The 12,411-nt window shown below is 71.0% G+C and carries 11 protein-coding genes and 1 pseudogene; 7 read left to right on the forward strand and 5 right to left on the reverse strand.

What is annotated here, in order from left to right; genetic code table 11:
• Both ABZ896_RS49275 and ABZ896_RS49280 read left to right on the forward strand, forming a co-directional pair.
• Positions 1 to 328 (forward strand): annotated as a pseudogene (locus ABZ896_RS49275) (hypothetical protein); the annotation flags it as partial.
• A 58-nt stretch (positions 329 to 386) separates the two neighbouring features.
• Positions 387 to 1,127: an IclR family transcriptional regulator gene (locus tag ABZ896_RS49280; protein ID WP_360944847.1), complete on the forward strand. Its 741-nt coding sequence runs from the start codon at positions 387 to 389 to the stop codon at positions 1,125 to 1,127.
• Between the two features lie 12 nt (positions 1,128 to 1,139).
• Here the strand turns inward: ABZ896_RS49280 and ABZ896_RS49285 are convergent, their stop codons facing one another.
• From ABZ896_RS49285 to ABZ896_RS49295, 3 genes are read right to left on the reverse strand one after another with little or no spacing between them, the layout of a single operon-like run.
• A complete protein-coding gene (locus tag ABZ896_RS49285; RefSeq protein ID WP_360944850.1) occupies positions 1,140 to 2,612 on the reverse strand; it encodes a sugar ABC transporter ATP-binding protein in 1,473 nt (490 codons plus the stop codon).
• 1 nt (position 2,613) lies between these two features.
• Positions 2,614 to 3,675 (reverse strand): sugar ABC transporter substrate-binding protein, encoded by a 1,062-nt coding sequence (locus ABZ896_RS49290; RefSeq protein WP_360944853.1) that lies wholly within the window; start codon positions 3,673 to 3,675, stop codon positions 2,614 to 2,616.
• A gap of 38 nt (positions 3,676 to 3,713) precedes the next feature.
• Entirely contained in the window at positions 3,714 to 4,742 is a 1,029-nt protein-coding gene (locus ABZ896_RS49295) for an ABC transporter permease (RefSeq protein WP_360944856.1), read from the reverse strand.
• Positions 4,743 to 4,888: 146 nt separating this feature from the next.
• Between ABZ896_RS49295 and ABZ896_RS49300 the strand changes: the two genes are divergently transcribed.
• Positions 4,889 to 5,614 carry an SDR family oxidoreductase gene (locus tag ABZ896_RS49300; RefSeq protein WP_360944859.1) on the forward strand — a complete coding sequence of 242 codons (726 nt, stop codon included), beginning with the start codon at positions 4,889 to 4,891 and terminating at the stop codon, positions 5,612 to 5,614.
• Here ABZ896_RS49300 and ABZ896_RS49305 read toward each other — a convergent pair.
• Positions 5,591 to 6,322 carry a MerR family transcriptional regulator gene (locus ABZ896_RS49305; RefSeq protein ID WP_360944862.1) on the reverse strand — a complete coding sequence of 244 codons (732 nt, stop codon included), beginning with the start codon at positions 6,320 to 6,322 and terminating at the stop codon, positions 5,591 to 5,593. The two genes, ABZ896_RS49300 and ABZ896_RS49305, sit on opposite strands and share 24 nt — an antisense overlap.
• Before the next feature lie 301 nt (positions 6,323 to 6,623).
• On the opposite strand from ABZ896_RS49305, the gene ABZ896_RS49310 reads away from it, so the two are divergent.
• The 3 genes from ABZ896_RS49310 to ABZ896_RS49320 all read left to right on the forward strand — a co-directional run bounded on the left by ABZ896_RS49310 (position 6,624) and on the right by ABZ896_RS49320 (position 8,745).
• A complete protein-coding gene (locus ABZ896_RS49310) occupies positions 6,624 to 7,520 on the forward strand; it encodes an adenosine kinase (protein ID WP_360944865.1) in 897 nt (298 codons plus the stop codon).
• A 39-nt stretch (positions 7,521 to 7,559) separates the two neighbouring features.
• Positions 7,560 to 7,973 (forward strand): hypothetical protein, encoded by a 414-nt coding sequence (locus ABZ896_RS49315; protein ID WP_360944868.1) that lies wholly within the window; start codon positions 7,560 to 7,562, stop codon positions 7,971 to 7,973.
• A gap of 85 nt (positions 7,974 to 8,058) precedes the next feature.
• Positions 8,059 to 8,745 (forward strand): DUF6766 family protein, encoded by a 687-nt coding sequence (locus ABZ896_RS49320; protein WP_360944871.1) that lies wholly within the window; start codon positions 8,059 to 8,061, stop codon positions 8,743 to 8,745.
• Positions 8,746 to 8,768: 23 nt separating this feature from the next.
• Here ABZ896_RS49320 and ABZ896_RS49325 read toward each other — a convergent pair whose 3' ends face one another.
• The gene (locus ABZ896_RS49325; RefSeq protein ID WP_360944874.1) at positions 8,769 to 10,256 is read right to left on the reverse strand and encodes a M1 family metallopeptidase; all 1,488 of its coding nucleotides are present in this window, start codon (positions 10,254 to 10,256) and stop codon (positions 8,769 to 8,771) included.
• A 163-nt stretch (positions 10,257 to 10,419) separates the two neighbouring features.
• Here ABZ896_RS49325 and ABZ896_RS49330 point away from each other — a divergent pair, with 163 nt between their 5' ends.
• Positions 10,420 to 12,387, forward strand: a complete 1,968-nt coding sequence (locus ABZ896_RS49330; RefSeq protein ID WP_360944877.1) for a Xaa-Pro dipeptidyl-peptidase — start codon at positions 10,420 to 10,422, stop codon at positions 12,385 to 12,387.
• The last annotated feature ends 24 nt before the right edge of the window (positions 12,388 to 12,411 follow it).

Here is a 12,411-nt window from a genome sequence, read left to right on the forward strand (position 1 = left end):
GGGGCTTCCGGTGGGTGCGGTCAGGGCGCGCAGGGCGGCCTCGGCGCGGTCGAGCAGGTCGGGGGCGGCGGGCCTGGGCTCCGAGGCCAGGGAGGCGCTGCGCGGGCCCATCGGCGCCTACCGCACCCTCCGGGACACCTACGCGGCGATGGGCGGCCAGGGCGTCTGCCCCGGCACGGACCTCGGCGACCTGGACTTCACCCGCGCGGCCCGGTTCTTCGGCGTCGACGCGGTCCGGGCGGACAGCGCCGACCACCTGCGTGAACTGGTTGCCGGGGCGGGCGCGCTGACCGGGCCGCTGCTGGTGGACGTCCCCGTACGTGAATAGCGGACTCACAGGAACGCGCATCTTGTCACCCCGGCCCACCGGGCCCGACCATCGGTCCATGACGGACGATCCGCTGCCCAAATCGGTGCTCGCCCGCGGGGTGGCGCTGCTGCGCGCGTGCGGCGACTCCGACACCGCGATCTCGCTCGCCGAACTCTCCCTGCGCACCGGCCTGCCGAAGCCCACCGCCCACCGCCTGATCGGCGAACTGGTCCGCCTGGGCCTCGTCGAACGCACCCCGGAGGGCAGTTACCGCATCGGCCTCGGGCTGTTCGTGCTCGGCCAGTCGGCGCCCTCGGTGCGCGAACTGCGGGACGCGGCCCTGCCGTTCCTCGGCGACCTGCACGAGGCGACCCACGAGAACGTCCACCTCGCCGTCCCGGACGGCACCGACACCCTCTTCCTGGAGAAGGTCACCGGCCGCCGTGCCACCCCGATCGTCTCCCGCACCGGCGGCCGCCTGCCCGCCCACTGCACGGCCACCGGCAAGGTCTTCCTCGCGCTCGACCCCCGGCCGCCGCACCGGGCGCTGCTCCGGCTGACCCCGCGCACCATGGTCCTGCCCGGCCAGCTCGCCCGTGACCTCGCCCTCACCCGGGCCCGCGGCTACGGCGTCAACCTGGAGGAGGCCGAGGTCGGCGTCTCCGCGGTCGCCGCGCCCGTCTACGCCCCGGGCCCCGACTCCCGCCCGATCGCCGCGATCTCCGTCACCGGCGGTACGAGAAGACTCGACGTGGACCGGGTGGGGGCCCGGGTGTGCGCGGCGGCACGGGCGCTGACGCGCACGCTGTCGGTCTGAACGACCGCCGGATCAGCCGGAGTTGCTCGACAGCCCCTGCTGCATCGCCACCGCCAGCGCATGCTCCGTCAGCCGCTCCCCGCTCACCTCGCCGGTCAACCGCCCCCGCACGAACACCAGCACCCGGTCGCACACCTCGGTCAGCTCCGCGAGATCCGTCGAGGCGAGGAGCACGGCCGCCCCGCCCGCCGCCAACTCGCCCACGATCCGGTGCATTTCGGCCCGTACGCCGATGTCGACGCCCCGGGTCGGATCGTCCAGCACGACGACCTTCGGCTCGGTGGCCAGCCACTTGGCGAACACGACCTTCTGCTGGTTCCCGCCGGACAGCCGGCCGACCACGTCGTACGGTCCTCCCCGCAACCGCAGACGCTCCGTCAGATCCGCGGTCCTGCGCACCAGTTGGGAGCGCGACGGCATGAAGCCGCCCCGCCCCAGGGCGAGCCAGCTCACCGCCGTGGTGTTGTCCCACACCGTACGGTCCACCATCAGCCCGTACCGTTTCCGATCGCTCGGCACGAACGCGACCCGCGCCCGGACCGCGTCCCGCAGCGAGCGCGGCTGTCCGTGCCCCGCGATGTCCACCCGCCCCGCCGAGACCGCCGCCCGCCCGCACACCACCTCCAACGCATCGAGATGGCCCGCGCCTTGCAGTCCCGCGACCCCGACCACCTCGCCGGCCCGCACGGTGAAGGTCACGTCGGCGAGCCGCCCCGCCACGTCCACCTGGGACAGCACGACCGGCGGCGGCAGATCGACCAGGGACCGGGTCCGCCGCACGGACGGCTCGGGCCGCCCGCCCAGCATCGCCGTGACCAGCTCGGGCACGTCCGTCTTCGCGCGCTCCACCCCCGCCAGCGCGACCCGCCCGTCGCGCAGCACGGTGACGCGCTGCGCGATGCGCATGACCTCCTCCAGGAAGTGGGAGACGTACAGGACGGCGATGCCCCGGCCGGTCAGCGTGCGCAGCACCCGTTCGAGCCGCTCGACCGCGTCGGCGGGGAGTGCCGAGGTGGGCTCGTCGAGGATCAGCAGACGCGGGTCGCGCAGCAGGGCGCGCGCGATCTCCGTCAACTGCTGGTCGGCCAGGGTGAGTTCACCCAGCTCCGCGTCGAGGTCGACGTTCAGTCCCAGCTCGTCGAGGACGGGCCGGGCCGCCCGGTCCATGGCGCCTTTGTCGAGCAGGCCGAAGCGGCGCGGCGGCCGGTACGGGAAGAGGTTCTCGCGCACCGTCAGGTCCGGGAAGAGGCTCAACTCCTGGGACACGGCGGCGATCCGGGCGTCCTCGCCCAGCCGCACGGCCCCTTCGTCCGGCGCGAGGGAGCCGGACAGGATCCGCACCAGCGTCGACTTCCCGGCACCGTTCTCGCCGACCAGCGCGTGCACCTCGCCGCCCCGCAGCCGGATGCCCGCACCGTCCAACGCCCGTACCCCGCCGTACGACTTGACCAGGCCCTGCGCCACCAGGATGTCGCCGTACGTCATCTCAGCGCGCGTCCTTCAGCGGCTTCAGATGCGCGTCCTGGTCACCCAGGAGCTTGTCGATGGTCGGCTTGTACCAGTCGTAGGCCGCCTTCGCTGACTTCTGCCGGGCGATGATCTCGTCGACATTGGAGGAGTCCACGACCCCGCCGGGGGAGAGGAACCAGCCGTCGGGCAGCTTGCCGTCCTTCTCGCGCACCGACTGGATCAGGATCGCCGTGGACAGATAGCCCTTTAGGAAGTGCTGCGGATCGATGGTGACGAAGTTCGAGCCGTCCTTGACCGCGTCCAGCGTCTTGGGGTCGACGTCGAACCCGGCCGTCAGCCACTTGCCGTTCTCCGCCTTCTTGATCTTGGCGAGGTTGTAGCTGTCGGCGTCCCCGACGCCCAGGAAGGCCAGCGCGTTCGGATGGGCGTTGACCTGGGCCGACCAGGCGCTGTAGTTCTGCCCGGGATCGCTGTACGTCTGGAAGGGGCCGACGATCCTGACGTTCGGCGCCTCCTTCTTGAACGTGTCGGAGATCCCCTTGGCCCGGTTGTCCAGCACAGGCGTCCCCGGGTTCGGCACCCCGATGGCGACCTCGCCCTTGGGGTCACTCCCGAGCCGTTTCAGCGCCTCCTTGGCCATCAACTCGCCCAGCGCGTAGTTGTCGTTGCCGACGTAGAAGCCGACCTTGGAGCCGTCGGTCGGGGAGGTGTCCAGGGCGACGATCGGGATGCCCTTGTCGACGGCCTGCGCGGCGGGCCGGGTGAAGATCGGCGGGTCGAGGTTCTCCAGGACGATGCCGTCCTTGGCGCGGGTGGTGAGGTTCTGGAACAGCTGCACCTCGGCGGGCCCGTCGGTGTTGGGCGGCCCCACCGCCTTGAAGTTCACGTCGCCGGCATGGCTCGCCGCGCTCTCGGCGCCGAGCACCATCTCGTGGGCGAAGTTCAGCGAGATGTTGGCGACGGCGATTCCCATGTCGAGCTTGCCGCCACTGCCGGAGTCGCTGTCGCCGCAGCCGACGACGCCGAGCAGCAGCAGCGCGCCGAGCGTGGCGGACACCGTACGGGTTCGGGGATGCATCACGGCCTCCAAGGCTCGGCTCACGACGACGGCTCGGCTCACCGGCGGCGGCGTCCGGTCCGCCGCAGGGCGCTGTCGGCCGCGACGGCGACGAGGATGACCCCGCCGGTCGCGAACGACGTCCAGTTGATGGGGACTTCGAAGAACACGAGCCCGGCGGCGACGACCGAGAGGATCATCGCGCCCGCCACCGCGCCGACCACCGAACCGCGTCCCCCGGCCAGCGGGGTGCCGCCGATGATGCAGGCGGCGATGGCCTGGAGCTCGTACCCCTGGCCGAGGGTCGGGTCGCCGGCACCGTAGAAGGCGAGGGCGAGCGAGGCGGCGCACGCCGTGGTCAGCCCGGACAGGGCGAGGGCCTGAACGCGCGTGCGCACCACGGGAATTCCGCTGAACGCGGCCGCGTCCGGATTGGAGCCGATGGCCCGCACCCGGGCCCCGAACCGGGTACGGGCGAGCACCACCGCGAGCACCACGACCACCGCGAGCAGCACCCACAGCGCGAAGGGCACGCCTCCGGGATCGCCGCCCGCGAAGGTGAAGAACGAGTCGTTCAGGGGGAGATCGGTGATCTGCCTGCCGTCGGCGAGCGCCAGCCCGACACCCCGGTAGAGCATCAGCGTGCCCAGCGTCACGATGAACGACGGGAGCGAAAGCACCGTCGTGACCAGGCCGTTGAACACACCCGCGGCGATGCCGGTGGCCAGCACCACCGGCACCGCCAGCCAGGGCGCCGTCCCGTCCCGGATCAGCAGCGCCCCGACGACCAGACACATGGCGTAACTTCCGCCCACCGACAGGTCGACCTCGCGCATCGCCAGCGCGAAGACCATCCCGCAGGCCATCAGCGAGATGTAGACCGAATTGTGGGCCGTGGAAAGGAGGTTGTCGGTGTCGAGGAAGTCCGGGTAGGGGATGCCGATCCCGGCGATCAGCAGCCCCAGCACCAGCAGCACGCCGAGTTCGTCGCGCACCAGCCGGCGGGGGAGCGGACCCCACCGTCGTGGCCCGTCCCCCTGTTCGCGGGCGTGCTCGGCATCGTCCACGGCACGCTCGATCTCGGTCATCGGGCACGGCTCCCGTACGGCTGCTGCTGGGACCCGACTTGGGTCGTCCCGCAGCGTCGGCCTCCCGGGCGCGCGCGGCAACAGCGGCGTTTCAGCGAGTGGAATGCGCGCTTGCCGAGCGCCCGGACGGTCCGCACACTCGGCGCATGGAGACGCGCACCGCGCTGGTGACCGGAGCGGCACAGGGCCTCGGACAGGAGTTCGCCGTCGCCCTCGCGGGGCGCGGCTACCGGGTCGCCGGGCTCGATCTGGAACCGCAGCCGGAGACCGCCGCGAAGGTCGCCGACTACCTGGAGCTGGTCGGTGACGTCGCCGATCCGGGCACCGTGCAGGAGGGGATCGAGCGGATCGCCGACCGGTTCGGCGGACTGCACGTCGTCGTGAACAACGCGGGCGTGTACCCGGCGAAACCCTTCGAGGAGACGACCGTCGAGGACTGGCGCCGGGTCATGCGGGTCAATCTGGAGGCGCCGTTCCTGGTGACGCGGGCCGCGCTGCCGTACCTGAAGGCGGCGGGCTGGGGCCGGGTCGTCAACATCGCCTCGGCGGCCGTCCTCACCGCCCCGCCCGACATGGTCCCCTACGTCGCCTCGAAGATGGGCCTGATCGGCTTCACCCGCTCCCTCGCGGCGGCCCTCGCGCCGTACGCCGTCACCGTCAACGCCATCGCGCCCAGCATGGTCCGTACGGCCACGGCCGAGCGGACGGTCGGCGCGGACGGCGGCTTCGAGGCGGTGTGCGCGGGGCAGTTGGTGGACCGGACCCAGGAACCGGCCGACCTGGTCTCGACGTTGCTGTACGTCGTCGACGAGGGCAGCGGCTTCCTCACCGGGCAGACCCTCAACGTGTCAGGAGGTTCGGCCTACTTGTGAGGCCCACTGGCGCAGCTCGCTGTGCAGGGAACGCTGAAAGGTCGTCAGAAGGGCTTGTACGACCAGGGGTTCCATGTGGGCCGACAGCGATTTCACGTCCTGCGTGTCCCGTTGCACGACCTCGTCCCTGAAGAGCCGCGACAACTCGTGCGCCGCGGCCCGGGAATGCTCGACGAGTACGGTACGCGCGGCGAGGATCGCCTCCTGCGACAGCGGTACGTCGAGCAGCTCGACGCCGAGCCGCAGCAGTCCCGGGTCCACACGGAGGGAATCACCCTCGACGGTCACGACGTTCAGCGCGGCGAGCCGTTCCACGTCCGTGTCGCTCAGCGCCCGCCCGGCCCTGCGCGCCAGCTCCTCGCGCGTCACCGTCTCGACGGAGTCCGGCGCCCACGAGGCCACCACCGCCCGCTGGATCGCGAGATCCCGGGCGCTGAGGCCGGCCGGCAGCTGCTGCATGTACCGCTCGATCGCCGCGAGTGTCATCCCCTGGTGCTGGAGCTCCTCGATCAGCGCGAGCCGGGCGAGATGCTCCTGCCCGTAGTGGCCGACCCGGCGCGGCCCGATCACCGGCGGCGGCAACAGCCCCCGCGTCCCGTAGAACCGCACGGTCCGCACCGTCACCCCGGCCCGCGCGGCCAGCTCGTCGACGGTGAGAGTCGGCTCCACGCCCTCGTCGGACCCGTCGGCGGCGGCATCGCTCATCATGCAGAGCAGTATCACTGTCTCACCAGTGGTGTGAAACCCGTTCCGTTGCCAGTGTCACCCTCTACGGTGGCGTCATGGGGGAGATCACGTACCTCGGCGGCAAGAGCGCCTGGTGAGGTGCAGGGGCTGGGGAGGTCGAGATCCGCTCGTCGTACAGTCAGGGACGCGCCCTGAAGGGGCGCGGGGAACTGCGCGACCAGCCACACACGACCTGGGGTGTACCACGGTCCGGAGGGCCTACGGCGAGACAGTGGCCCAACCAGCGGAGCGTCACCGTCTACGACCACGGAGAGGACCGAGGGTGAGCAAGGACATCGACGTGCTCGTGCTGGGCGGTGCCGGGGTCGACACCATCGTCCACGTGCCGGAGCTGCCCCTCCCGTACGCCGACAGCTACATGATCGACTCCGGGATCCGTACGCGCGCGGGGCAGACCGGGGACTTCGTCGCCCTCGGGCTCGCCGCGCTCGGACTGCGGACCCACCACCTCGACCTCCTCGGCGACGATCCCGAGGGCGACCTCGTGCGCGCCCTGCACAGAGACCGCGGCATCGCGCTCACCGCGATCCCCCAGAAGGCCGGCACCAAGCGCGCGGTGAACCTCGTCAGCCCCGACGGCCGGCGCCTCTCCCTGTACGACACCAGCCGCTCCCACCCCGACGACCGGCTCCCGGAGGACACCGTCCGCACCCTGGCCGAAGCCGCCCGGCACATCCACGTCTCGATCACCCAGCCCTGCGCCCACGCCCTCCCCGTCCTCCGCGAGACCGGCGCCACCGTCTCCACCGACCTGCACGACTGGGACGGCGAGAACCCCTACCACGAGCCCTTCGCGTACTCCGCCGACATCGTCTTCCTCTCCGCGACCGCCCTCACCGACCCCCAGCGCACCATGCGCCGGATCACGGAGCAGGGCAGAGCCCACACCGTCGTCGCCACCGCCGGAGCCGAGGGCGCCCACTTGCTCACCGACGGCGAGATCCACCGGATACCCCCGGTGACCCCGCCCGCACCGATCGTGGACACCAACGGCGCCGGGGACTCCTTCGCCGCCGCCTACCTCTTCGGCCACCTCACCGGCGAGCCCCCGCTCCGCAGCGCCCTGTACGGCGCGACCGCCGGCGCCCACGCCTGCACGATCCCGTCCACGGAGACCGACGCGATCGACCGCGCCACCCTCCTCATGAGGACCGCCTAGCACTTTTCGCGCCCCCGACATCCGGGTACTCGGCGCCCCGTGAGAAAGGTGCGCCGCCTCAGGCCGCTGATGTTCCTGTCCACCCTCGGACTGGCCCTCGGCGCCTGCGGCGGTGTGGGGGAACGCACCGCGGACGTCACCGCCGCCGCGACCGCCTTCGAGCACCTCCTGAGCACCGACGACCCGGCCGCCCTCTGCGCCTCCCTCGCCCCTCAGACCCGCGGCGAGCTGGAGGACTCCGAGAAGCAGCCCTGCGAGAAGGCGATCACCTCCCAGGACCTGCCCGCGGGCGGCCGCACCGAGAAGACCGACGTCTACGGCCGCCAGGCCCGCGTCGTCCTGGCGACGGACACCCTGTTCCTGTCCCGCTTCCCGGACGGCTGGAAGATCGTCGCCGCCGGCTGCACCCCCCGCCCGGGCATGCCCTTCCAGTGCGACCTCCAGGGAGGCTGACGGCGATGAGGACCCAGTTCACCCTCTGTCTGGCCGTCGTCCTGTGCGGCCTCGTCTACTTCAGCGCCCTGGGACTGATGCACCGATGAAGACTCGCTCCCGCGGCTTCCTGCACGACAACGGCCTGGGCCTGGGCTTCGGCCTCGCCTTCCTGCTCGCCCTCGCCGGACAGGCCCTCGCCGGTCTCGCGGACTTCAACAACCAGCTGGCCACCGAGGGACTGGCCCGGATCGGACTCGGCGAGTACCTCATGTCCTCCGACTTCGCCGTCGACGTGACCGAGAACTGGCAGTCGGAGTACCTCCAGTTCTTCCTCTACATCACCGCCACGGTCTGGCTCCTGCAGCGCGGATCGCCCGAGTCGAAGGAACTGGACAAGGCCGGAACGGAGTCCGACAAGGCCCAGCGGGTCGGCCGGTACGCCCATGAGGACTCCCCGCGCTGGGCGAGCGCCGGCCGCTTCCGCCGGGGACTGTTCTCCCACTCGCTCGGCCTCGTGATGGGCACCCTGTTCGTCCTGTCCTGGCTGGCCCAGGCGATCTCCGGCGTCGCCGCCTACAACGAGGAGCAACTACGGCAGCTCCAGGCCCCCATGAGCTGGCACGCCTATATCGGCTCCGCCGACTTCTGGAGCCGCACCCTGCAGAACTGGCAGTCCGAACTCCTCGCGGTCGCCTCGATGGCGATCCTCTCCGTCTACCTCCGCCAACGCGGCTCCCCGGAGTCCAAGCCGGTCGGGGCGGCCCACACCTCGACCGGAGTCGAGGGCTGACCGGACCGCCCCCCGTCAAGCCGCTAGTGCACGTCGTTCGTCGCCGCGATCTTCTTCCACGACTTCGGCTGCACCGGCTGCGCAGCGGCCTTCGCGATCGAAGCCGCCCGCGCCGCCGGACCGGCCGGCTTCGACGGCTGGAACAGCCACGTGTCGAAGAGCGCGGACAACGACTTCCCCGACACCTCCTCGGCGTACTTCCGGAAGTCGTCGACGGAGGCGTTGCCGTACCGGTACTTCTCGGGCCAGCCCTTCAGCACCGTGAAGAACGCCTCGTCGCCGATCTCGTTGCGCAGCGCCTGCACGGCCAGCGCGCCCCGGTCGTAGACGGCGATGTCGAACTGGTTCTCCGGCCCCGGGTCACCGGGCTTCACCGTCCAGAACGGGTCGTCCGCCGGGTGCGAGGCGTAGACGTAGTCGGCGAGTTCCTGCGCCGTCCCCTCGTCCTCGTGCTCCGACCACAGCCACTGGGCGTACCGCGCGAAGCCCTCGTTGATCCAGATGTCCTTCCAGCCCTTGAGCGACACGCTGTCGCCGTACCACTGGTGCGCCAACTCGTGCACCACGACAGAGGTGTTGGAGCCGTTCGCGAACTGCCGCGGGCTGTAGTACACCCGGGTCTGCGTCTCCAGCGCGTACCCCGTGGTCGTGTTGGGGACGTACCCGCCGACGGAGGTGAAGGGATACGGCCCGAAGTACTCTGTCAGCCAGTCGGCGATCTCCCCGGTCCGCTCGACACTCGCCCGCGCGGCACCGTAGTTGGCGCCGAGATCCTTGCTGTACGCGTTGACGACCGGGATCCCGCCCTCGCTGGTCCCCGTCGTGATGTCGAACCTCCCGACCGCGAGCGTGGCGAGGTACGTGGTCTGCGGCTTGTCGGAGCGCCAGTTGAAGCGGGTCCAGCCGAGGCGTGAACTCGTCGACTGGAGCGTGCCGTTGGAGATGGCCTGGGTGCCGTCCGGGACGAGCACCGACACGTCGTAGGTCGCCTTGTCGAGCGGGTGGTCGTTGCTGGGGAACCACCACCAGGCCGCCTCGGGCTCGTTCGCCCCGATGCCGCCGTCCGGGGTGCGGTGCCAGCTGGTGAAGCCGTACGCCTGCTTCGACGACGGGATCCCGCGGTAGCGGACCACGACGGTGACCGAAGTGCCCTTCGCCAGCGGGGTCTTCGGCGTGACGACCAGTTCGTGCTCGCCGGTGGTCGTGAACGCGGCCCTGGCGCCGTCGACCCGTACCTCGCTCACGTCCAGCAGGAAGTCCAGGTCGAAGCTCGACAGGTCCTGCGTGGTCCGCGCCAGGATCGTCGCCGTACCCTCCAACTCGTCCGTGGCGGGCTGGTACTTGAGCCGCAGGTCGTAGTGGGAGACGTCGTAGCCGCCGTTGCCGTAGTCCGGGTAGTAGGGGTCGCCGATGCCCGGGGCGCCGGGGGCGGGGCTCGCCGCCGACGCCGGGACCGCCAGCATCAGGGAGGCGGCCGCGAGGGCGCCCGAGGGGATGAGTCTGCGGTACACGAAAGCTCCAAGTCGTGGGGGCATGAAGTCTGTTCGCAGCCTATTCATCACCTGTGATCCCGGGTGTGTCCATGGCCACCCGTGTCACACGATCGCCATTCGGCCGTCATGGACCCAAGAGGCCCTCTTTTGTACGGGAGTTGACCGCAGTACCGTCCGGCGCATGTCGATACGCACGCGCTTCACGATCTGGAGACCGTTCGCGACAGCGGCTGCGGCCACCGCCGCCCTGCTGGCGACCTTCCTCACCCCCGCCGTCGCCCAGGCGCAGAGGGAGCCACGGGAGAGTCAGCCCGTCTACTCGTACGACAACGCCGTCCGCGAGGCCGTCTGGGTGGACACCGGCCTCGACGGGGACGGCGACGGCAAGACCGACCGGGTCGCCGTCGACATCGTCCGGCCCCGCGAACCCGGCCGGCAGGGCCGGAAGATCCCGGTCGTCATGGACGCCAGCCCGTACTACTCCTGCTGCGGGCGCGGCAACGAGAGCCAGCGCAAGACGTACGACGCGAACGGCGACGTCGTCCAGATGCCGCTGTTCTACGACAACTACTTCGTGCCCCGCGGCTACGCCTTCGTCGGCGTCGACCTCGCCGGCACCAACCGCTCCGACGGCTGCGTGGACGTCGGCGGCCGCTCCGACATCCAGTCGGCCAAGGCCGTGATCGACTGGCTCAACGGCCGCGCCAAGGCCTACACCAGCCGCACGGGCACCGCCACGACGAAGGCGACCTGGACCAACGGCAGGACCGGCATGATCGGCAAGAGCTGGGACGGCACCATCGCCAACGGCGTGGCCGCGACCGGCGTCAAGGGCCTGAAGACGATCGTCCCGATCAGCGCCATCTCCAGCTGGTACGACTACTACTTCTCCGAGGGCGCCCCGCTCTACGACTCCGGCCCCGACTGGCTCTCCGACTACGTCGACAGCCCCGACGCCCGCGCCAAGTGCGCCGCCGTCCAGCGGAAGCTCGTCGACCAGGCCCCGCGCACCGGCGACTGGACCCCGCTGTGGACCGAGCGCGACTACGTGAAGGACGCGAAGAAGGTCAAGGCCAGCGTCTTCCTGGTGCACGGCATGCAGGACCTCAACGTCCGCCTCCAGCACGTCGGCCCGTGGTGGGACGCCCTCGCGAAGAACGGCGTCGAGCGCAAGATCTGGCTCTCCCAGACCGGCCACGTCGACCCCTTCGACTTCCGGCGCGCGGAGTGGGTCGACACCCTGCACCGCTGGTTCGACCACGAACTCCTCGGCTACGACAACGGCATCGACCGCGAACCCATGGCCGACATCGAGCGTCACCCCGACCAGTGGGTCACCTCGAAGTCCTGGCCCCCGCGCGGTACTTCCGCGGCCACCCTCCGCCCCGCCCAGGGCGCCCAGCCCGGCGTCGGCACCCTCGGCCTCGCCAAGTCCAAGGGCACCGAGACCTTCACCGACGACCCCGCGCTGGGCGAGACCGACTGGGCCGCGCAGATCGACACGTCGACACCCGGCAAGGCGGGCTTCACCACCCGGACCCTCACGAAGGACCTCCGGCTGTCCGGCTCCTCCCAGGTGACCGTCACCGCGTCCCCGACCACGTCAACGGCCCACCTCTCCGCGGTACTTGTGGACGTCGGCCCTGACACGATCCGTGACTACGCGGCGAGTGGCGAAGGCATCACCACGCTCACCGACCGCACCTGCTGGGGCGCGAGCACGGCGGGCGACAGCGCCTGCTTCCGGCAGACGCAGGCCAAGACCGCCCCCGTCGACTACACGGTGGTCAGCCGCGGCTGGGCCGATCTGGGGAACTACGCCGATCCAGGGAAGGGAGTGCCGCTCACCCCGGGCAAGTCCTACACGATCACCCTCGACCTCGGCGCCACCGATCACGTCGTCCCGGCCGGTCACCGCCTCGCCCTGATCGTCGCGGGCACCGACAAGGACCTCATCGACCCGCCGTCCACCCGGCCCACCCTGACCATCGACCTGTCCCGCACCTCGGCCCGTGTCCCGCTGGTCGGCGGCGCACCGGCGTTCGCGCGGGCCACGGAGGGCACGCGGACCGCCGTACCGGAGAAGTCCCTCGACGGCGTCGAGGTGCCGCGCACCGTCCAGCGACTACCGGAGGCGTGGAGCCAGTGAACGCCCCGATGGTTGGAATAAATA

Origin of the sequence: Streptomyces sp. NPDC047072 (assembly GCF_040643855.1) — a bacterium.
Lineage (GTDB): Bacteria > Actinomycetota > Actinomycetes > Streptomycetales > Streptomycetaceae > Streptomyces.

Bases quoted from the DNA above. Each gene is read 5' to 3' on its own strand.
- ABZ896_RS49300 (WP_360944859.1), top strand. From the start codon at position 4,889: ATGGAGACGCGCACCGCGCTGGTGACCGGAGCGGCACAGGGCCTCGGA.
- ABZ896_RS49280 (WP_360944847.1), top strand. From the start codon at position 387: ATGACGGACGATCCGCTGCCCAAATCGGTGCTCGCCCGCGGGGTGGCG.
- ABZ896_RS49295 (WP_360944856.1), bottom strand. From the start codon at position 4,742: ATGACCGAGATCGAGCGTGCCGTGGACGATGCCGAGCACGCCCGCGAA.
- ABZ896_RS49285 (WP_360944850.1), bottom strand. From the start codon at position 2,612: ATGACGTACGGCGACATCCTGGTGGCGCAGGGCCTGGTCAAGTCGTAC.
- ABZ896_RS49320 (WP_360944871.1), top strand. From the start codon at position 8,059: ATGAAGACTCGCTCCCGCGGCTTCCTGCACGACAACGGCCTGGGCCTG.
- ABZ896_RS49330 (WP_360944877.1), top strand. From the start codon at position 10,420: ATGTCGATACGCACGCGCTTCACGATCTGGAGACCGTTCGCGACAGCG.
- ABZ896_RS49290 (WP_360944853.1), bottom strand. From the start codon at position 3,675: ATGCATCCCCGAACCCGTACGGTGTCCGCCACGCTCGGCGCGCTGCTG.
- ABZ896_RS49305 (WP_360944862.1), bottom strand. From the start codon at position 6,322: ATGATGAGCGATGCCGCCGCCGACGGGTCCGACGAGGGCGTGGAGCCG.